The 20,044-nt window shown below is 44.1% G+C and carries 18 protein-coding genes; 17 read left to right on the top strand and 1 reads right to left on the bottom strand.

Features of this window, described 5'->3' with window-relative positions; translation table 11 throughout:
* Positions 1 to 122 precede the first annotated feature (122 nt).
* The 13 genes from abpA (at position 123) to purH (ending at position 14,818) form a co-directional block, all read left to right on the top strand.
* The gene (gene abpA, locus K1J10_RS01590) at positions 123 to 749 is read left to right on the top strand and encodes an amylase-binding adhesin AbpA (RefSeq protein WP_042361305.1); all 627 of its coding nucleotides are present in this window, start codon (positions 123 to 125) and stop codon (positions 747 to 749) included.
* A 93-nt stretch (positions 750 to 842) separates the two neighbouring features.
* On the top strand, positions 843 to 1,691 hold the full coding sequence (srtB, locus tag K1J10_RS01595) for a class B sortase, LPKTxAVK-specific (RefSeq protein ID WP_023027444.1): 849 nt from the start codon (positions 843 to 845) through the stop codon (positions 1,689 to 1,691).
* 163 nt (positions 1,692 to 1,854) lie between these two features.
* The gene (locus tag K1J10_RS01600; protein WP_023027445.1) at positions 1,855 to 3,036 is read left to right on the top strand and encodes a pyridoxal phosphate-dependent aminotransferase; all 1,182 of its coding nucleotides are present in this window, start codon (positions 1,855 to 1,857) and stop codon (positions 3,034 to 3,036) included.
* Positions 3,020 to 3,799, top strand: a complete 780-nt coding sequence (gene recO, locus K1J10_RS01605) for a DNA repair protein RecO (protein WP_223355656.1) — start codon at positions 3,020 to 3,022, stop codon at positions 3,797 to 3,799. The genes K1J10_RS01600 and recO overlap by 17 nt, the downstream gene beginning before the upstream one ends.
* Positions 3,796 to 4,800, top strand: coding sequence for a phosphate acyltransferase PlsX (plsX, locus tag K1J10_RS01610; protein WP_048687892.1), 1,005 nt, complete (start codon positions 3,796 to 3,798; stop codon positions 4,798 to 4,800). Before recO ends, plsX begins: the two co-directional genes overlap by 4 nt.
* Positions 4,797 to 5,042, top strand: a complete 246-nt coding sequence (locus tag K1J10_RS01615; protein ID WP_048687889.1) for a phosphopantetheine-binding protein — start codon at positions 4,797 to 4,799, stop codon at positions 5,040 to 5,042. Before plsX ends, K1J10_RS01615 begins: the two co-directional genes overlap by 4 nt.
* A 169-nt stretch (positions 5,043 to 5,211) precedes the next feature.
* Positions 5,212 to 5,919, top strand: a complete 708-nt coding sequence (purC, locus tag K1J10_RS01620) for a phosphoribosylaminoimidazolesuccinocarboxamide synthase (RefSeq protein ID WP_223355657.1) — start codon at positions 5,212 to 5,214, stop codon at positions 5,917 to 5,919.
* A 63-nt stretch (positions 5,920 to 5,982) separates the two neighbouring features.
* Positions 5,983 to 9,708 carry a phosphoribosylformylglycinamidine synthase gene (locus K1J10_RS01625; protein ID WP_223355658.1) on the top strand — a complete coding sequence of 1,242 codons (3,726 nt, stop codon included), beginning with the start codon at positions 5,983 to 5,985 and terminating at the stop codon, positions 9,706 to 9,708.
* A gap of 12 nt (positions 9,709 to 9,720) precedes the next feature.
* Positions 9,721 to 11,160 carry an amidophosphoribosyltransferase gene (gene purF / locus K1J10_RS01630; RefSeq protein ID WP_126403568.1) on the top strand — a complete coding sequence of 480 codons (1,440 nt, stop codon included), beginning with the start codon at positions 9,721 to 9,723 and terminating at the stop codon, positions 11,158 to 11,160.
* A 30-nt stretch (positions 11,161 to 11,190) separates the two neighbouring features.
* On the top strand, positions 11,191 to 12,213 hold the full coding sequence (gene purM, locus K1J10_RS01635; protein WP_223355659.1) for a phosphoribosylformylglycinamidine cyclo-ligase: 1,023 nt from the start codon (positions 11,191 to 11,193) through the stop codon (positions 12,211 to 12,213).
* The gene (gene purN, locus K1J10_RS01640; RefSeq protein ID WP_223355660.1) at positions 12,210 to 12,761 is read left to right on the top strand and encodes a phosphoribosylglycinamide formyltransferase; all 552 of its coding nucleotides are present in this window, start codon (positions 12,210 to 12,212) and stop codon (positions 12,759 to 12,761) included. The genes purM and purN overlap by 4 nt, the downstream gene beginning before the upstream one ends.
* A 43-nt stretch (positions 12,762 to 12,804) precedes the next feature.
* Positions 12,805 to 13,269, top strand: a complete 465-nt coding sequence (locus tag K1J10_RS01645; protein WP_223355661.1) for a GNAT family N-acetyltransferase — start codon at positions 12,805 to 12,807, stop codon at positions 13,267 to 13,269.
* 1 nt (position 13,270) lies between these two features.
* The gene (gene purH, locus K1J10_RS01650; protein ID WP_223355662.1) at positions 13,271 to 14,818 is read left to right on the top strand and encodes a bifunctional phosphoribosylaminoimidazolecarboxamide formyltransferase/IMP cyclohydrolase; all 1,548 of its coding nucleotides are present in this window, start codon (positions 13,271 to 13,273) and stop codon (positions 14,816 to 14,818) included.
* Between the two features lie 54 nt (positions 14,819 to 14,872).
* On the opposite strand, the gene K1J10_RS01655 is transcribed toward purH, so the two are convergent.
* On the bottom strand, positions 14,873 to 15,877 hold the full coding sequence (locus tag K1J10_RS01655) for a GBS Bsp-like repeat-containing protein (RefSeq protein WP_223355663.1): 1,005 nt from the start codon (positions 15,875 to 15,877) through the stop codon (positions 14,873 to 14,875).
* 194 nt (positions 15,878 to 16,071) lie between these two features.
* Here K1J10_RS01655 and purD point away from each other — a divergent pair, with 194 nt between their 5' ends.
* The 4 genes from purD (at position 16,072) to K1J10_RS01675 (ending at position 20,036) form a co-directional block, all read left to right on the top strand.
* Positions 16,072 to 17,334 (top strand): phosphoribosylamine--glycine ligase, encoded by a 1,263-nt coding sequence (gene purD / locus K1J10_RS01660; protein ID WP_223355664.1) that lies wholly within the window; start codon positions 16,072 to 16,074, stop codon positions 17,332 to 17,334.
* A 77-nt stretch (positions 17,335 to 17,411) separates the two neighbouring features.
* On the top strand, positions 17,412 to 17,900 hold the full coding sequence (gene purE / locus K1J10_RS01665) for a 5-(carboxyamino)imidazole ribonucleotide mutase (RefSeq protein ID WP_048717071.1): 489 nt from the start codon (positions 17,412 to 17,414) through the stop codon (positions 17,898 to 17,900).
* A complete protein-coding gene (purK, locus tag K1J10_RS01670) occupies positions 17,887 to 18,966 on the top strand; it encodes a 5-(carboxyamino)imidazole ribonucleotide synthase (RefSeq protein ID WP_223355665.1) in 1,080 nt (359 codons plus the stop codon). Before purE ends, purK begins: the two co-directional genes overlap by 14 nt.
* 119 nt (positions 18,967 to 19,085) lie before the next feature.
* Entirely contained in the window at positions 19,086 to 20,036 is a 951-nt protein-coding gene (locus K1J10_RS01675) for a ketopantoate reductase family protein (RefSeq protein WP_223355666.1), read from the top strand.
* Positions 20,037 to 20,044 lie beyond the last annotated feature (8 nt).

The following is a 20,044-nucleotide window of genomic DNA, read 5'->3' on the forward strand; positions in this document are numbered from 1 at the left end:
AGCTCATAGTTTTTCCTCGGGTTCTGTTTGTGTGAATACTTACAGTTTACCCCAATGAAACGCTATGAGTTTTTTTGTTGCACTATATTTTACAATTTATCATGAAAAAAGGAGATAAAACAATGAAAAAAGTTTTATTATCATCAGTAGCAGCTCTTTCACTTTTTGCAGCAGCAGCACCTGTATTTGCACAAGGTGAAAACCCAAATGCATCTAACCAATTGATCCAAAAGAAATATGTTTCTGAACGTGACGTTGCTGATGAAGCAAATGCACAAGTGGCAGCACACGATGCAGAAATTCGTGCAGAAGTTGCAAAACAACCTTCAGTAGTAGCAGCTCAAGCAGCTCTTGATGCGGCTAAAGATTACACTGGTCATGACCATGATGTAAAACTTGCTCGCGCTCAAGAAGACTTTGATCGTGTTTACAACGAAGCTTACAATACTGTTCGCAACCGTTACATCCAAGTTCTTCAACAAAAATATCGTGAAGCAGCTCAAAGCCAAGGTAACTACTGGAACGATCCAACTGGTGTAGAAGATAACAAACCTAACCTTACTCGTATTGCAGAAGACATCAAAGCTCAAACTGGTAAAGATGTTACTGTTACTACAGATGAAAATGGTAACGTTGTAGTTAAAGACGAAAAAGGTAACGTTATTGGTACTGTTGACAATAACGGTAACCTAGTTAAAGCTGATGCTAAAGCTGGTAAAACTCTTCCAAAAACAAGCGCAGTTAAATAATTTGATTATTAATTAGCTCGAAACGAATATCACTGAGTCCTAGGGCTCAGTGATATTTTTTAGAGAAAAAATCGTCATAAGGAGATCAACGAAATGAAAAGAGCTGAGAAAAAAGCTTCAAATAAATTGGTTGGAATCATTATTGCTCTTACTGCAGTCGTCGTGATTGTTGCTGGTTTTATTTTCTTCAATCCATTTGGGGGAGGAAAATCTTCTAGCACAGCTAAAAAGTCAACTAGTACAAGCTCAACCAAACAAGCAGCTAAATATGAACCAAGTCAAGAAGAAAAAGATTATTTAAAAAATCGTTTTGCCCAATTAACTGCGGTTAATCCAGAAACAATTGGTTATGTTTATGCACCAGGAACTGAGTTAGATGAGCCTGTTGTTCAAACAGGGGACAATGCTACTTATTTGGATAAAACTTTTGATGGTGGAAACGAACCTCTTATGGGAACTGTTTTCATGGATACAGATAACAAAAAGGACTTTAGCGATCGTTTGACTTGGCTCTTTGGTCATGCACGTGGCAGTAAAGTTGCAGATCATCGCATGTTTAATGATGTTAATTTCTATGATAACCAAGAGTACTTTAATCAGCACCCTTACGTAGTTATTGAAACACCTGAGCGCAAGTATTATTATGAAGCAATGGGCTTGGTCATTGTTCCTGAAACAACAGCTTTCTATCGTACCAGCTTTTCAGATGATGAAGATTTCACTACCCAGTTGAAAAACATCTATGAGTCAGCGCGTACAAAAAATCCAAATATTAAAATCAATGCTTCTGATAAGTACCTAGTCTTGTCTACTTGTCGCGAAGAAGATGAAACGATCCGTTCCAATCTCTACCTTCGTCAAATTCCGGATTCGGAAATGAAGGATTTCTTGGCGAAACATGGTGATCAGTTGAATTATGTTGCAACACGTGGTCAAGAATAGAAAAGATTTGGTAAAATTTATTCAATGAGAGGATTTAGCATGTGCTAAGTCCTTTTTTGATGAGAAAGGCCATTATTGTATCATTTTAGTTGGGACTAGCCCCTTTTTTGCGATGCTTTTCCATTTATAGTATAATGGTGATAGAACTTTTTTGGAGGTGGCTATGGATTTAACAAAACGGTTTAATCAAAATTTGAATCGAATCGAGATTTCTTTGATTCGTCAGTTTGACCAAGCCATTTCTTCTATTCCAGGTGTTTTACGCTTAACCTTGGGTGAACCAGATTTTACAACGCCAGATCATGTAAAGGAAGCAGCAAAAGCAGCTATTGACGCCAACCAGAGTCATTATACGGGGATGAGTGGCTTGCTAGCTCTACGTGAAGCTGCTAGTCAGTTTGTAGCTGAAAAATATAACCTACAGTATCGACCAGAGGATGAAATTTTGGTCACGATTGGGGCAACGGAGGCCCTTTCTGCGACCTTGACCGCTATATTGGAACCGGGAGATGTAGTGCTCTTACCAGCACCAGCTTATCCTGGTTACGAACCTATTATTAAACTGATGGGGGCTAGTGTCGTCGAAATCGATACGACAGACAATCGCTTTATCCTCAGTCCAGAGGCTTTAGAAAAGGCCATAGAAGAGCAAGGAGATCGCATCAAGGCGGTTATTCTCAACTACCCAGCTAATCCGACAGGTGTCACCTACTCTAAGGAGCAGATGCAGGAGTTGGCTAGAGTCTTGAAGAAATATGAAATCTTTGTCGTTTGTGACGAAGTTTATTCAGAGCTAACCTATACAGGTCAGTCTCACGTTTCCTTGGGATCCTATCTACGGGACCAAGCCATTATTATCAATGGCTTATCTAAGTCTCATGCCATGACAGGCTGGAGACTCGGTTTTATCTTTGCGTCGGCTCCCTTGACAGCTCACTTAATCAAGAGTCATCAGTACTTGGTGACTGCGGCGGGGACCATGAACCAGTATGCAGCCATTGAAGCCTTAACGGTTGGTAAAGACGACGCAGAGCCGATGAAACGGGAATACATAGAGCGTCGAGATTATATCATCAAAGAAATGTCTGCCATGGGCTTTGATATCATCCGCCCAGATGGGGCCTTCTATATCTTTGCTAAGATCCCACAAGGATATAACCAAGACTCCTTCGATTTTTTGAAGCTCCTAGCCCAAGAAAAGGCTGTTGCCTTTATCCCAGGAATGGCTTTTGGCCCTTACGGCGAAGGATATGTGCGCTTGTCTTATGCAGTAAGTATGGAAGTGATCCAAGAAGCGATGAGTCGGTTGAAGGAGTTTATGAAAGAACATGCTGGAGAGCATTGAGAGTCGTGGCATTGTCCTCTACCATCGGGATTACCGAGAGGACGATAAGCTGGTTAAAATCTTTACAGAGCAAGCTGGCAAGCTCATGTTTTTCGTGAAACATGCCAATCGTTCTCGGTTGAATTCTATGATCCAACCGTTGACTTTAGCGGATATGTATCTGAAAATCAATGATGACGGACTCAGCTATATCGAAGATATTCATGAGGTTCAAAGTTTCCAAGGGATTAATCAAGATCTTTTTCGTCTTTCCTACGCAACCTATATACTGGCCTTGGCAGATGCTAGTATACAGGATCGTCAACCTGATCCAGCTTTATTTGCTTTTTTAGAGCAGACCTTGCAATTGATGGATCGGGGCTTGGATTATGAAATCTTGACCAATATTTTTGAAATGCAGATTTTATCCCGATTTGGTGTTGCCTTAAACGTCCATGAGTGTTGTGTCTGTCATCGAGTGGGGTTGCCTTTTGATTTTTCATTCCGCTTGGGTGGTGTCCTTTGCCCAGATCATTATAATCGTGACGAAAGACGAGCGCACTGGGATCCAAACGCCCTCTATTTGTTGGATCGTTTTCAAGCTGTGAAATTTAGTGAGTTAGAGACGATTTCCATCCATGATGAGATGAAGAAAGAGTTGAGAAAGTGCCTAGACCAACTCTATGATGAATATGTAGGCATTCATCTAAAATCTAAGAAATTTATTGATTCCCTAGGAAGCTGGGGAGAGATCTTAAAAGATCAGTCTGGAGGTAAGAAATGAAAAAAATTGCAGTTGATGCAATGGGTGGAGATCATGCTCCACAGGCCCTGGTAGAAGGGGTCAATCAAGCCATACAAGAATTTAAGGATATTGAAGTCATTTTGTATGGGGATGAGGCTAAAATTAAGCAATACCTGACAGCAACTGAGCGGGTATCGATCGTCCATACGGATGAGAAAATCAACTCAGATGATGAGCCAACTCGTGCGATTCGTCGGAAAAAGCAAGCCAGCATGGTCTTAGCAGCGCATGCAGTTAAGAATGGAGAAGCGGATGCGATGCTTTCTGCAGGAAATACAGGGGCTCTTCTTGCCTCTGGTTACTTCATCGTCGGTCGGATCAAGGTCATCGATCGTCCAGGTTTGATGTCGACTCTTCCTACCCTTGATGGGAAGGGCTATGATATGTTGGATCTGGGGGCAAATGCTGAAAATACGCCAACACACTTGCACCAATATGCGATTATGGGAGCCTATTATGCAGAGAATGTCCGTGGCATTAAGCGGCCTCGTATCGGTCTCTTAAATAACGGAACAGAGGAAAGCAAGGGTGATCCCCTACGCAAGGAGACCTATCAATTATTAGCAGCAGATCCTTCTCTCAATTTTGTAGGAAATGTGGAAGCGCGTGACTTGATGGATGGAGTTGCTGACGTCATTGTTACAGATGGATTTACAGGTAATGCTGTCCTTAAGACTATGGAAGGAACTGCTCTGGGCCTCTTTAAACAGTTGAAAACGGTCCTTAGTGGTGGTGGGTTGAAAGCCAAGATTGGAGCCTTCCTCTTGAAGAATGATCTACGAGGTTTGAAAAAGACCTTGGATTATTCAGATGTTGGAGGTGCGGTCTTGTTTGGCTTGCAAGCCCCTGTCGTGAAAACCCATGGTTCTAGTGATGCCAAGGCAGTCTATAGCACGATCCGCCAGATCCGGACCATGTTGGAAACAGATGTTATTCGTAAATCTGTGGTTGAATTATCAGAATTGGAGGAAGAGAAATGAGTCGTCATCAAGAAATTTTTAAACTAGTTGAAGGGTTGATTCAAGATAATAAGGGATCTGACTATGAGGTCTCTTTGGATTTGGATTTACGAAAAGACTTGGAAGTGGATTCCGTTGATCTCATGGAATACATTATTTATTTGGAAGAAGCCTATCAAATTAATATCCCAGATAAAGACATTGATGCCATGGCAACTGTTGGAGATATGGTAGACTACGTTTTGAAGAAAACAAGCAAATAAGGTTCGGATTTTACGAACAAACAAGCATCTAAAAATAAGAGGTTGAATCTTTTTGATTCAATCTCTTATTATTTTTGTGTTACAAGCGAACAAGATACGGATTTAACTTGAAAAAACAACCTCTCTGTGATACACTGAAAAGGATAAAAGATGAAAGGCGAACAAGAAGATGTCCGATCAATTAATTTATACGGGGAAAGCAAAAGATATTTATAGTACAGAAGACGAACATGTGATTAAGTCCGTTTATAAGGACCAGGCCACCATGCTGAATGGAGCTCGCAAAGAGACCATTGAGGGGAAAGGTGTGCTCAACAATCAGATTTCGTCTCTTATTTTTGAAAAATTGAATGCTGCGGGTGTGGCTACTCACTTTATCGAACGTATTTCTGACACAGAACAACTCAACAAGAAGGTGACAATCATTCCTTTGGAAATTGTGCTTCGTAATGTGACGGCGGGTTCTTTTTCTAAACGCTTTGGCGTTGAAGAAGGTTTGGACTTGGAGACTCCAATCGTTGAATTTTACTACAAAAATGATGAGTTGGACGATCCATTCATCAATGATGAGCATGTGAAGTTCTTGGATATTGCCAATGATGAGCAAATTGCTTATATCAAGGAAGAAACGCGTCGTATCAATGAATTGTTGAAAGATTGGTTTGCACAAATTGGTCTTCGCTTGATTGACTTCAAATTGGAATTTGGTTTTGATAAGGATGGCAAGATTATCTTGGCAGATGAATTCTCACCAGACAACTGCCGCCTTTGGGATGCTGAAGGGCACCATATGGACAAGGATGTCTTCCGTCGTGATCTTGGTAGCTTGACAGATGTTTACAAGGTCGTTTTAGAAAAATTGCAGGGCTTGAAGTAATCTGTTTGAAAGGGAAAGCCTTCGTCTTCAAGAGCCTATTTGAATAGAAATAAAGGAACTAAAATGGATAAACGTATTTTCGTTGAGAAAAAAGCTGATTTTCGTGTGAAATCGGACTCATTAGTAAAAGAATTACAGCATAATCTTCAGTTGAAAACCTTGAAAGATCTTCGGATTGTTCAGGTTTACGATGTCTTTAATTTGGCAGAAGATTTGTTTGCGCGTGCGGAAAAACACATCTTTTCTGAGCAGGTGACCGATACTGTTTTGGATGAAGCTGCGGTTCAGGCTGATCTTGAGAAGCATGCTTTCTTTGCCATTGAAAGCTTGCCTGGTCAATTTGACCAACGGGCGGCATCTTCACAAGAAGCTTTGCTGTTGTTGGGTAGTTCAAATGATGTAACAGTGAATACAGCACAATTGTACTTGGTTAACAAGGATATTGATGCGAATGAGTTGGAAGCTGTCAAAAACTACCTCTTGAACCCAGTGGATTCTCGTTTCAAAGATATCACTGTTGGCATCGCGAAACAGGATTTCTCTGAGTCTGACAAGACCATTCCAAGCTTGGATTTCTTTGAAACATATACGGCAGAAGATTTTGCACAGTATAAAGCTGAGCAAGGATTGGCCATGGAAGTGGATGACCTTCTCTTCATTCAAGATTACTTTAAGTCCATTGGACGGGTACCAACTGAGACTGAGCTTAAGGTGTTGGATACTTACTGGTCTGACCACTGCCGTCACACAACTTTCGAGACTGAGTTGAAACACATCGATTTCTCAGCTTCTAAATTCCAAAAACAATTGCAGGCGACTTATGACAAGTATATTGCCATGCGTGATGAGTTGGGACGTACTGAAAAACCTCAAACCTTGATGGATATGGCGACTATTTTTGGCCGTTATGAGCGTGCTAATGGTCGTTTGGATGACATGGAAGTGTCTGATGAAATCAATGCCTGCTCAGTTGAAATTGAAGTGGATGTCAATGGTGTCAAAGAACCATGGCTTCTCATGTTCAAGAATGAAACCCACAACCACCCAACGGAAATTGAACCATTTGGTGGAGCGGCTACTTGTATCGGTGGTGCCATTCGCGACCCATTGTCAGGGCGTTCCTACGTTTACCAAGCCATGCGTATCTCAGGTGCTGGTGATATTACAGCTCCAATTTCAGCAACCCGTGCTGGTAAATTGCCACAACAAGTGATCTCTAAAACAGCGGCTCACGGTTATTCTTCATACGGTAACCAAATTGGTTTGGCGACAACTTATGTTCGTGAATACTTCCACCCAGGTTTCGTTGCTAAGCGTATGGAGCTAGGTGCAGTTGTCGGTGCGGCTCCTAAGGAAAATGTTGTCCGTGAAAAACCTGAAGCAGGCGATGTGATCATTTTACTCGGTGGTAAGACTGGACGTGACGGTGTCGGTGGTGCGACAGGTTCATCTAAAGTTCAAACAGTTGAATCTGTTGAAACAGCTGGTGCTGAGGTTCAAAAAGGGAATGCCATCGAAGAACGTAAGATTCAACGTCTTTTCCGTAATGGGGAAGTGACCCGTCTGATCAAGAAATCAAATGACTTTGGTGCTGGTGGTGTCTGTGTGGCTATCGGTGAATTGGCTGATGGTCTTGAAATTGATCTAGACAAAGTGCCATTGAAATACCAAGGCTTGAATGGTACAGAAATTGCTATCTCTGAATCTCAAGAGCGGATGGCTGTAGTGGTTCGTCCAGAAGATGTAGATGCCTTCGTTGCAGCATGTAACAAAGAAAATATTGATGCTGTTGTCGTTGCGACAGTGACGGAGAAACCAAATCTTGTCATGCACTGGAATGGTGAAACCATCGTTGATTTGGAACGTCGTTTCCTTGATACAAACGGTGTACGTGTGGTTGTAGATGCTAAGGTGGTTGACAAGGATGTCAAGCTTCCAGAAGAACGTCAAACATCTGCTGAAACCCTTGAAGCGGATACGCTTGAAGTCTTGGCTGACCTGAACCATGCCAGTCAAAAAGGGTTACAAACTATCTTTGATAGTTCAGTTGGTCGTTCAACAGTCAATCACCCACTCGGTGGTCGCTACCAAATCACACCAACGGAAGCTTCTGTACAGAAATTGCCAGTCCAACATGGTGTGACAACAACTGCTTCTGTTATGGCGCAAGGGTTTAACCCTTATATCGCCGAATGGTCTCCATATCATGGTGCTGCTTATGCGGTCATCGAAGCAACTGCCCGTTTGGTTGCTGCTGGTGCCAACTGGTCTAAGGCTCGTTTCTCTTATCAAGAATATTTCGAACGGATGGATAAACAGGCAGAGCGTTTTGGTCAACCAGTAGCAGCTCTTCTTGGATCCATTGAAGCTCAGATTCAACTTGGTTTGCCATCTATCGGTGGGAAGGACTCGATGTCTGGTACCTTTGAAGAATTGACAGTACCACCAACCTTGGTAGCCTTTGGGGTGACAACAGCAGATAGCCGTAAGGTTCTTTCTCCAGAATTTAAAGCTTCTGGTGAAAATATCTATTACATCCCAGGTCAAGCTTTGGCCCAAGAAATTGATTTTGATCTTATCAAGTCTAACTTTGCTCAATTTGAAGCTATCCAAGCTGCCCATAAAGTGACAGCAGCATCAGCTGTCAAATATGGTGGTGTCCTTGAAGCCCTTGCCCTTGCAACATTTGGGAACCATATCGGTGCCACTGTTGAATTAGCTGCCCTTGACAGCAGCTTGACAGCCCAATTGGGTGGATTCATCTTCACTTCACCAGAAGAGATTGAAGGTGTTGAGAAGATTGGACAAACAGTTGGAGACTTTACACTGCTTGTCAACGGTGTAATGCTCGATGGACACAAACTTGACAATGCCTTCCAAGGTAAGTTGGAAGAAGTTTACCCTACTGAGTTTGAACAGGCTACTGAACTAGAAGAAGTACCTGCAGTGGCATCAGATATCGTGATTAAAGCCAAAGAAATAGTTGAGACACCAGTAGTTTACATTCCGGTGTTCCCAGGTACCAACTCGGAGTATGACTCCGCTAAGGCCTTTGAAAAAGAAGGGGCCAAAGTCAACTTGGTACCATTTGTCACACTGAATGAAGAAGCCATTGTCAAGTCTGTTGACACCATGGTTGACAACATTGAAAAAGCAAACATTATCTTCTTTGCCGGTGGCTTCTCAGCTGCGGATGAACCAGATGGATCTGCTAAATTTATCGTTAACATCTTGCTCAATGAAAAAGTACGTGCGGCCATCGATAGCTTCATCGAAGGTGGTGGTTTGATCATCGGTATCTGTAATGGATTCCAAGCTCTTGTTAAATCAGGTCTTCTTCCATACGGTAACTTTGAAGATGCAAGCAGTACGAGTCCAACTCTCTTCTACAATGATGCCAACCAACACGTGGCTAAGATGGTGGAAACAAGGATTTCCAATACCAACTCACCATGGCTTGCCGGAGTAGAAGTTGGTGACATCCATGCCATCCCAGTATCACACGGTGAAGGTAAATTTGTCGTGACAGCTGAGGAATTCGCAGAGCTTCGTGACAATGGTCAAATCTTTAGCCAATACGTTGACTTCGAAGGTAAGCCAAGCATGGATTCTAAATACAATCCTAACGGATCTGTCCATGCGATTGAAGGGATTACCAGCAAGAACGGTCAAATCATTGGGAAGATGGGTCACTCAGAACGTTTTGAAGACGGTCTCTTCCAAAATATTCCAGGAAATAAAGACCAGCATCTTTTTGCATCAGCGGTTCAATATTTTACTGGAAAATAAAAGGTATACAACATGACATACGAAGTAAAATCTCTTAATGAAGAGTGTGGAGTCTTTGGGATTTGGGGACATCCAGATGCTGCGAAACTCACTTATTTTGGGCTTCACAGTCTCCAACACCGGGGACAAGAAGGAGCAGGAATCCTGGCTAATGACCAAGGAACCCTGAGACGCCATCGAGACACAGGCCTTCTTTCAGAAGTCTTTCGGAATCCATTAAATTTGGAAAAATTAACAGGAAGCTCTGCTATCGGGCATGTTCGCTATGCGACAGCGGGGGAAGCGTCTGTGGATAACATCCAACCCTTCCTCTTCCGCTTTCAAGATACGCAGTTTGGTCTGGCCCATAATGGGAATTTGACCAATGCCCAATCGCTCAAATCTGAATTAGAAAAAAATGGAGCCATCTTTAGCTCAACCTCTGACTCAGAAATACTGGCCCACTTGATTCGACGGAGTCACAACCCTTCCTTTATGGGGAAAATCAAGGAAGCTCTTAATACAGTCAAAGGTGGTTTTGCTTATCTGATGCTGTTTGAAGATAAGCTAATTGCAGCCTTAGACCCCAATGGCTTCCGTCCTCTTTCTATCGGGAAAATGGCTAATGGAGCCTTGGTTGTTTCTTCTGAAACCTGTGCTTTTGAGGTTATTGGAGCGGAATGGATCCGAGATGTGCACCCTGGTGAGCTCGTTATCTTTGATGAAAATGGCATTACTTATGATCGCTATACGGATGATACGCAACTGGCGATTTGTTCCATGGAGTATATCTATTTTGCTCGTCCTGATTCCAATATCCAAGGGGTCAACGTCCATACGGCTCGAAAGCGGATGGGAGCTCAGTTGGCACGAGAATTTAAGAACCAGGCAGATATTGTGGTGGGGGTTCCCAACTCCTCTCTCAGTGCTGCCATGGGCTTTGCGGAAGAATCTGGTTTGCCAAATGAAATGGGCTTGATCAAGAATCAGTATATCCAACGGACCTTTATCCAACCGACTCAGGAATTGCGGGAACAAGGAGTGCGAATGAAACTCTCTGCCGTATCTGGTGTCGTGAAAGGCAAACGGGTTGTCATGATTGATGACTCTATCGTGCGTGGAACCACCTCTCGTCGAATTGTGAAATTGTTGAAAGAAGCAGGTGCTACAGAAGTCCATGTGGCAATTGCCAGCCCAGCTTTGGCTTATCCGTGTTTCTATGGAATTGATATTCAGAGCCGTGAGGAGCTGATCGCAGCCAATCATACAGTGGAGGAAACTTGTGAGATTATCGGTGCGGATAGCTTGACTTACTTGTCCATTGATGGCTTGATTGATTCTATTGGCATTGATACCGATGCACCAAACGGTGGTCTTTGTGTTGCTTACTTCGATGGGAAATACCCAACGCCTTTATATGACTACGAAGAACGCTATGTAGAAAGTTTGAAAGAACACACTTCTTTCTATTAAGAACAGTGCAAAAGAAAAGGAATGAATAAAATGACGAATAAAAATGCTTATGCGCAGTCTGGTGTGGATGTTGAAGCGGGTTATGAAGTTGTTGAACGGATCAAAAAACACGTAGCACGTACAGAGCGTGCAGGTGTCATGGGAGCTCTTGGTGGATTCGGTGGCATGTTTGACCTTTCAAAAACAGGTGTTAAAGAGCCCGTTTTGATCTCAGGAACTGACGGTGTTGGAACCAAGCTCATGTTAGCCATCAAGTATGACAAGCACGATACCATCGGTCAAGACTGTGTGGCTATGTGTGTCAACGACATCATCGCTGCAGGCGCGGAGCCCCTCTACTTCCTAGACTATGTGGCAACTGGTAAAAATGAACCAGCTAAGCTAGAACAAGTGGTTGCTGGTGTGGCTGAAGGTTGTGTACAAGCAGGTGCGGCCCTCATCGGTGGGGAAACTGCTGAAATGCCTGGTATGTATGGCGAAGACGACTATGATTTGGCTGGATTTGCTGTCGGTGTTGCAGAAAAATCTCAAATCATCGACGGTTCAAAAGTAGCAGAGGGAGACGTCCTTCTCGGACTTGCTTCAAGCGGTATCCACTCAAATGGTTACTCACTCGTGCGTCGTGTCTTTGCGGATTACACAGGTGAAGAAGTTCTCCCAGAACTTGAAGGAAAAAAACTTAAAGACGTTCTTTTGGAGCCAACTCGTATCTATGTTAAAGCAGCTTTGCCACTCATCAAAGAAGAATTGGTTAACGGTGTTGCCCACATCACAGGTGGTGGTTTCATCGAAAATGTCCCACGGATGTTCTCAGATGACTTGGCTGCTGAAATTGACGAAAGCAAGGTTCCAGTTCTTCCAATTTTCAAAGCCCTTGAAAAATATGGCCAAATCAAACATGAAGAAATGTTTGAAATCTTCAACATGGGTGTAGGGCTTATGCTTGCAGTGAAACCAGAACATGTTGAACGTGTCAAAGAACTTCTCTACGAACCTGTTTATGAAATCGGTCGGATCGTCAAGAAAGAAAACGAAAGTGTTATCATCAAATGAAAAAAATAGCGGTTTTTGCCTCTGGTAATGGCTCAAATTTTCAGGTGATTGCTGAAGAATTTCCAGTGGAGTTTGTCTTTTCAGACCATCGTGATGCCTATGTGCTCGAGCGTGCCGAAAAGCTTGGAGTTCCTTCCTATGCTTTTGAACTCAAGGAATTTGAGAGCAAAGCAGACTACGAAGGAGCCATTGTCGAGCTCTTGGATGAGCACGAGATTGACCTAGTCTGTTTGGCGGGTTATATGAAAATCGTCGGCCCAACCTTGCTAGCAGCTTATGAAGGCCGTATTATCAATATTCACCCGGCTTATCTCCCTGAATTTCCAGGGGCTCATGGTATTGAAGATGCTTGGAATGCTGGCGTGCCCCAGTCTGGTGTGACCATTCACTGGGTGGATTCTGGTGTGGACACAGGTAAGGTCATCAAACAAGTCCGTGTGCTACGCCTTGAAGGTGATACCCTTGATACTTTCGAAACTCGCATCCACGAAACAGAGTACAAGCTCTATCCAGAGGTGTTGGAACATTTGGGAGTGGAGAGGAAATAAGAAGGAAATCAAGTTTTGATTGTGTAATCTTGGTAGGAGAAAAATGATTAATCTGAAATTAGTAGATGAGAGCAGTTTTCAGGCAGTGCTGGATCTGAAAATATCTGAAGCTGATGAACGAGCACATTTCGTAGCTCCAAATGTGCGTTCTTTAGCTGATGCATGGCTCTACCGAGAGAATGGTGATGTGTTTCCCATGGCAATCTATTGGGATGAGCAAGTGGTTGGCTTTCTCCTGCTGGAAATAGACAAGGATGAAGCGGAATACTTTATCTGGCGGATAATGATTGGCCATCAGTACCAAGGAAAAGGTTATGGACGAAAGGCTTTGGAAGTTCTGGTCAAAGAGGCTCAGATGGATAGAGCTTGCAATCATATTATCGCAGATTATGTAGTTGGAAATGAAAAAATGAAGTACCTGCTGACTAGTTTGGGTTTTCAGGAAACAGGATTTATAGAAGAAAATAACGAAGTCGCTATGCGCTTGGATCTAAAGAAAGAGGAATAGAATGACTAAACGCGCACTAATTAGTGTTTCAGATAAAGCGGGCATCGTTGAATTTGCCCAAGAACTCAAAAAACTCGGTTGGGACATCATCTCAACAGGTGGTACCAAAGTGGCCCTTGACAAGGCTGGGGTAGACACCATTGCCATCGATGATGTGACAGGTTTCCCAGAAATGATGGACGGTCGTGTGAAGACTCTCCATCCAAATATCCACGGTGGTCTTCTTGCTCGTCGCGACCTCGATAGTCACCTAGAGGCTGCTAAGGACAATCAGATTGAATTGATCGATCTTGTGGTGGTTAACCTTTACCCATTCAAGGAAACCATCCTCAAACCAGACGTGACCTATGCGGATGCCGTTGAAAACATCGATATCGGTGGTCCTTCTATGCTTCGCTCAGCAGCGAAGAACCACGCTAGCGTCACAGTTGTGGTAGATCCTGCTGACTATGCTGTTGTGCTTGACGAATTGGCAGCCAAGGGCGAAACCACTTACGAAACTCGCCAGCGGTTGGCAGCTAAGGTTTTCCGTCACACAGCAGCCTACGATGCCTTGATTGCGGAATACTTCACAGCTCAAGTGGGTGAAGAAAAACCTGAAAAACTCACTCTGACCTATGATCTCAAACAAGCTATGCGTTACGGGGAAAACCCTCAACAAGACGCTGATTTCTACCAAAAAGCTTTGCCGACGGATTACTCTATTGCATCGGCTAAACAGCACAACGGTAAGGAATTGTCCTTTAACAATATCCGCGATGCGGATGCTGCTATCCGTATTATCCGCGATTTCAAAGAACGTCCAACGGTTGTAGCTCTCAAACACATGAACCCATGTGGGATTGGTCAAGCTGATGACATCGAGACTGCTTGGGACTACGCTTATGAGTCTGACCCAGTGTCTATCTTTGGTGGAATCGTCGTTCTTAACCGTGAGGTAGATGCTGCGACAGCTGAGAAGATGCACGGTGTTTTCCTTGAAATCATCATTGCACCAAGCTATACGGATGAAGCGCTAGCCATTTTGACCAACAAAAAGAAAAATTTGCGTATCCTTGCCTTGCCATTTGACGCACAAGATGCTAGTGAAGTGGAAGCAGAATACACAGGTGTTGTCGGTGGACTCCTCGTTCAAAACCAAGACGTGATCAAAGAAAGCCCAGCTGACTGGCAAGTGGTAACCAAACGCCAGCCAACTGAGACAGAAGCGACTGCTCTTGAGTTTGCTTGGAAAGCAATCAAGTATGTCAAATCAAACGGTATTATCGTGACTAACGACCACATGACACTTGGTGTTGGCCCTGGTCAAACCAATCGTGTGGCTTCAGTCCGTATCGCCATTGATCAAGCGAAAGACCGTCTTGATGGTGCTGTCCTTGCTTCGGATGCCTTCTTCCCATTTGCGGATAACGTGGAAGAAATCGCCAAAGCAGGTATCAAAGCGATCATCCAACCAGGTGGTTCCGTCCGTGACCAAGAGTCGATCGAGGCTGCTGACAAATATGGCTTAACCATGATCTTTACAGGTGTTCGTCACTTCAGACATTAACCTAAAAAGGCACTCATCGATGGATGAGCGCCTTTATTGTTGGTTAGGAATTCCTTAATTTGGATAGATATAGCTGACCGTTCCCCAGACAATATTCGTGGGGTCAAACCAGCCACGGAAATTGTTGATGGTCCGATTTCCATTGTAATTAGCTTCCTTCACTTGGATCTTTTGATCATGCTCGACCTCCGTCACGACTGCAACGTGGCCATAGCCTCCATTATCCCAACAGGCGATAGCTCCGACCTCTGGGGTATTTCCTGTCCGGAAGCCCGCAGCGCGTGCACTAGTAGCCCACATGCCACCATTTCCCCACCAGTTTTGTGACCAAGGAGCCAGCTCTTTGGCTGCCCAGGTACATTCGCCGACGGGATAGTAATTATCCGATTGGGTGAGCATTGGAGCAGGTTTAGCCCGCTCGACCTGAAATTCAGTGGCAAGTAAACCTTTTAAGTGCCCCTTGTCTTTTTGGTAGACGTGGAGATGAAAGGTTCCTTTCCCTGTATGTTTCTCGGCATTGAAGGATAATTGGTAGCGACCAGGTGCCGTTCTTTTTGCGGGATACCAGATCAGGTCGTCTTGGCCATCTTGTTCAGACCAGATGGGAAAGAAGACCTTCTCCACATCCTCAAAAAGCTGGAGTTGGATCTCAAATAGCTGTGCAGTGCTAGGTCGGACTGTAATCTTGGGTTGGGAAGAAGCCAGATCTTTTTCTTCAATGATTGTCTGTAGAGGAAACAGTCCTTCAATATTTCCGTTAGAATGAATCCCGTAGACATGGATGTGATAAAGTCCTGCTTGATCCAAATGATTGGTCAGAGGCACTCGCAAATCAAATCCATTTTCACCTCGTTGAACAGGATACCAAATGAGGTCGTCCTGTCCATTTTGCTCGGACCAAATGGGGACGCTAACGCTTTGGAAGCGGTCTGGAACGGTCCCGAGGTGGACAACTAATTGTCCTTTTTCCTTGTAGATATAATTGACGTTTTGCTCTGCTCTTGCAACTTGTGAAGCTCCTGTCCAGAAAAGACAAGCTGCTAAGAGTAGTTTCTTCATTCTCTGCATAAAACTCCTTTTTTAAAAAATATTAGAGGTCTCAATTATAATATTCGTAAAAAGGAGCAGAAATTTAAAAAATAATGAAAAAAGTTTGTTTTCTAATGAAAATCATCGGATATTCCTTGAAATATTAGAATAAAACGAACGATTATGATATAATTTAATAAAATAATTCGCAAAAGAGGTTCGAGATGAAACTTTTGGTTGTTGGATCTGGTGGTCGTGAGCATGCGATTGCCAAGAAATTGTTGGAGTCTACAAACGTTGAGCAGGTTTTTGTGGCTCCTGGTAATGACGGGATGCGATTAGACGGTCTGGATTTGATCAATATCGGAATTTCCGAACATTCTAAGCTGATTGACTTCGCAAAAGTCAACGATATTGCTTGGACCTTTATTGGTCCAGATGATGCCCTTGCAGCTGGTATCGTGGATGATTTCAATGCGGCAGGACTCAAAGCCTTTGGTCCGACCAAGGCTGCGGCTGAGCTAGAGTGGTCTAAGGATTTTGCTAAGGAAATCATGGTCAAGTACGACGTTCCGACAGCAGCCTATGGGACCTTTTCAGATTTCGAGGAAGCCAAGGCTTACATCGAAGAAAAAGGCGCTCCAATCGTCGTCAAGGCAGATGGGCTTGCTCTTGGGAAAGGTGTTGTCGTTGCGGAGACAGTTGAGCAAGCAGTTGAAGCCGCTCACGAGATGCTGTTGGACAATAAATTCGGTGATTCAGGTGCGCGTGTGGTCATCGAGGAATTCCTTGACGGGGAAGAATTCTCTCTCTTTGCCTTTGTCAATGGGGACAAGTTCTACATCATGCCAACGGCTCAGGACCACAAACGTGCCTATGATGGCGACAAGGGCCCTAACACTGGTGGGATGGGTGCCTATGCGCCAGTTCCTCACTTGCCACAGAGCGTGGTTGACACAGCGGTTGACACCATTGTCAAGCCAGTTCTTGAAGGCATGATCAAAGAAGGTCGTCCTTATCTTGGTGTCCTTTACGCTGGTCTTATCTTGACAGCTGATGGACCCAAAGTTATCGAGTTTAACGCTCGTTTCGGAGATCCAGAAACGCAAATCATCTTGCCTCGTTTGACATCTGACTTTGCACAAAACATCACGGACATTTTGGATGGCCAAGAGCCAGCCATCACTTGGACGGACAAGGGTGTGACACTAGGTGTGGTTGTAGCATCAAACGGCTACCCACTCGCTTATGAGAAGGGTGTCAAGCTTCCAGCTAAGACAGAGGGTGACATCATCACCTACTATGCAGGAGCTAAATTTGCTGAAAATGGGCAAGACCTTCTTTCAAACGGAGGACGTGTTTACATGCTAGTCACAACAGCAGACACCGTCAAAGAAGGTCAAAATATCATCTACAACGAACTCGACAAACAAAACACAGAAGGCTTGTTCTACCGAAACGACATCGGTAGTAAGGCAAATAAATAATTAGCGACCGTAGGTCGTAAAAGGCGAGCGAAAGCGAGCTAAGGTGATTGTCAAAAAAGGAAGAAAAAGGATAAAAAATGAAACCAGTAATTTCCATCATCATGGGCTCAAAATCCGACTGGGCAACCATGCAAAAAGCTGCTGAAGTCCTTGACAACTTCGGCATCGCTTACGAAAAGAAAGTTGTTTCCGCACACCGGACGCCTGACCTCATGTTCAAACATGCTGAAGAAGCACGTAGCCGTGGCATCAAGGTCATCATCGCGGGTGCTGGTGGCGCTGCTCACTTGCCAGGGATGGTTGCTGCTAAAACAACCCTTCCAGTTATCGGGGTACCTGTCAAGTCTCGTGCCCTTAGCGGTGTGGATTCTCTTTATTCTATCGTTCAAATGCCAGGTGGAGTGCCAGTCGCAACCATGGCAATCGGTGAAGCCGGTGCGACTAACGCTGCCCTCTTTGCCCTTCGTCTCCTTTCAGTAGAGGATCAGGCTATTGCGACAGCTTTGGCGGATTTTGCTGAAGAACAAGGAAAAATTGCAGAGGAGTCTACAAATGAGCTCAACTAAAACCATTGGTATCATCGGTGGTGGTCAACTCGGTCAGATGATGGCGATCTCAGCTATCTACATGGGACACAAGGTTATCGCGTTGGACCCAGCAGCTGATTGCCCAGCCTCTCGCGTGGCAGAAATCATCGTAGCCCCATACGACGACGTGGATGCTCTTCGTCAGTTGGCAGAGCGTTGTGATATTCTCACTTATGAATTTGAAAATGTGGATGCTGACGGTTTGGACGCCGTTATCAAGGATGGTCAGCTTCCACAAGGGACAGACCTACTCCGCATCTCCCAAAACCGTATTTTTGAGAAGGACTTTCTTTCTAACAAGGCCCAAGTCACTGTAGCACCTTACAAGGTCGTGACCTCAAGCCAAGACTTGGCAGATATCGACCTGTCTAAAAACTATGTCCTCAAGACGGCGACCGGTGGCTACGATGGCCATGGTCAGAAGGTCATTCGTTCAGAAGCAGATTTGGAAGAGGCCTATGCTTTAGCTGATTCAGCAGATTGCGTTTTAGAAGAGTTCGTCAACTTTGACCTTGAAATTTCGGTCATCGTGTCAGGTAACGGCAAGGACGTGACAGTCTTTCCCGTTCAGGAAAATATCCACCGCAACAACATTCTTTCAAAAACCATTGTGCCCGCTCGCATTTCTGAAAGTCTAGCTGAAAAAGCCAAGGCCATGGCAGTGCGAATTGCAGAACAACTCAACCTTTCTGGAACTCTTTGCGTGGAAATGTTTGCGACAGCTGATGACATTATCGTCAACGAAATCGCGCCTCGCCCACATAATTCAGGTCACTACTCAATTGAAGCCTGTGACTTTTCACAGTTTGACACGCATATCTTGGGCGTTCTCGGAGCACCACTTCCTGCTATTCACCTCCATGCACCAGCTGTTATGCTCAATGTTCTCGGCCAACACGTCGAGGCTGCTGAAACATATGTGACAGAAAATCCAAGCGCTCACCTCCACTTATATGGTAAACTAGAAGCAAAGCACAATCGCAAGATGGGACATGTGACTTTGTTTAGTGATGCACCAGATAAGGTTGAAGAGTTTGGGGAGTAAGACAGGACCCCAGTTATAAGGTCCGTCGTCTTACCCCTGCAAGGTTGACTAGGCTTGTCGCAGGCGAAAATCGACAAGAGAAGCCAGACAACCACTGCTGGAAAGGGATTGATTTTTAAGTGAAAATAGCGATTCTAGGACTTGGAGTCATCGGGACAACTTATGCCTACGCCTTTCAAAAAGCAGGTCATCAAGTGGAACACGTACTGAGAGATAGTAAGAAAAACAATGCTCCCAAGGAGTTGTTGGTTGATCTGCTAGATGGCCGTTATCATTCCAAAGGTGAGAACAAACACGACACCTATGAGGTTCGTGTGGCAGAAGTCGATTCGGAATATGATTTTATTTTTCTCAGTGTGCGCCATGGGTTTGTCAAAGAAGCTGTGGAGACCTTGCAAAAAAATAATATCAAAGGTACCCTTGTTTTCTTCTGCAATTTCTGGGATACTCGAAAAGAGGTCCAAGAGTGGGCAGGAGATTATGACTATATTCTGGCCTTTCCGACAGCGGGTGGTCACATGCAAGAGGATCATTTGGATGGTGTCTTGTTTGACCATTTAATGTTAGAAGGTGAGCAAAAAGCACACATTTCTAACTATGCTGATCTGACGACTTTACTGACTTCTGCAGATTTGAAGTGGGAAGTACCTCATGATATGGTCGAGTGGATTTGGATTCACATGGCGATTAACGCAGGTGTTACTTCGACAGCTGCACGTTCGGGAAATCTGGAAAATCCAGAAGAATTGGCTTTGAACTTGATGAATAGTTCTTCGGAATTGTCATTGGCCATCAAGGCCATTCGAGAAGCTCTTAAAGTCGTAGAAGCGCGTGGCGTGAATTTGAAGCTTTACAAAGCCGAACTCTTGCCCTACAAAATTCCCGCTTGGATAGCCGGCAAAGCCATGAAAATCATGTTTGCGAAAAATGAGCTGACCCGAAAAATCATGACCTTGCACAATGACAAACAGGACATCTTCTATTGTTGTCAAAGTGTTTATCTGACTGGTCAAGAGTTAGGTGTCAAGATGCCTATTCTGGAAGCAAACATGAAGGGCATTTCGATTTAGGAGGTTTT

The organism is Streptococcus australis, from assembly GCF_019930045.1.
Taxonomy (GTDB): domain Bacteria; phylum Bacillota; class Bacilli; order Lactobacillales; family Streptococcaceae; genus Streptococcus; species Streptococcus australis_D.

Coding starts and splice junctions, on each gene's coding strand:
- purD (WP_223355664.1), top strand. CDS start 16,072: ATGAAACTTTTGGTTGTTGGATCTGGTGGTCGTGAGCATGCGATTGCC.
- purM (WP_223355659.1), top strand. CDS start 11,191: ATGACGAATAAAAATGCTTATGCGCAGTCTGGTGTGGATGTTGAAGCG.
- purF (WP_126403568.1), top strand. CDS start 9,721: ATGACATACGAAGTAAAATCTCTTAATGAAGAGTGTGGAGTCTTTGGG.
- srtB (WP_023027444.1), top strand. CDS start 843: ATGAAAAGAGCTGAGAAAAAAGCTTCAAATAAATTGGTTGGAATCATT.
- purH (WP_223355662.1), top strand. CDS start 13,271: ATGACTAAACGCGCACTAATTAGTGTTTCAGATAAAGCGGGCATCGTT.
- K1J10_RS01625 (WP_223355658.1), top strand. CDS start 5,983: ATGGATAAACGTATTTTCGTTGAGAAAAAAGCTGATTTTCGTGTGAAA.
- K1J10_RS01615 (WP_048687889.1), top strand. CDS start 4,797: ATGAGTCGTCATCAAGAAATTTTTAAACTAGTTGAAGGGTTGATTCAA.
- K1J10_RS01600 (WP_023027445.1), top strand. CDS start 1,855: ATGGATTTAACAAAACGGTTTAATCAAAATTTGAATCGAATCGAGATT.
- purK (WP_223355665.1), top strand. CDS start 17,887: ATGAGCTCAACTAAAACCATTGGTATCATCGGTGGTGGTCAACTCGGT.
- purC (WP_223355657.1), top strand. CDS start 5,212: ATGTCCGATCAATTAATTTATACGGGGAAAGCAAAAGATATTTATAGT.
- plsX (WP_048687892.1), top strand. CDS start 3,796: ATGAAAAAAATTGCAGTTGATGCAATGGGTGGAGATCATGCTCCACAG.
- recO (WP_223355656.1), top strand. CDS start 3,020: ATGCTGGAGAGCATTGAGAGTCGTGGCATTGTCCTCTACCATCGGGAT.
- abpA (WP_042361305.1), top strand. CDS start 123: ATGAAAAAAGTTTTATTATCATCAGTAGCAGCTCTTTCACTTTTTGCA.
- K1J10_RS01645 (WP_223355661.1), top strand. CDS start 12,805: ATGATTAATCTGAAATTAGTAGATGAGAGCAGTTTTCAGGCAGTGCTG.
- purE (WP_048717071.1), top strand. CDS start 17,412: ATGAAACCAGTAATTTCCATCATCATGGGCTCAAAATCCGACTGGGCA.
- purN (WP_223355660.1), top strand. CDS start 12,210: ATGAAAAAAATAGCGGTTTTTGCCTCTGGTAATGGCTCAAATTTTCAG.
- K1J10_RS01655 (WP_223355663.1), bottom strand. CDS start 15,877: ATGAAGAAACTACTCTTAGCAGCTTGTCTTTTCTGGACAGGAGCTTCA.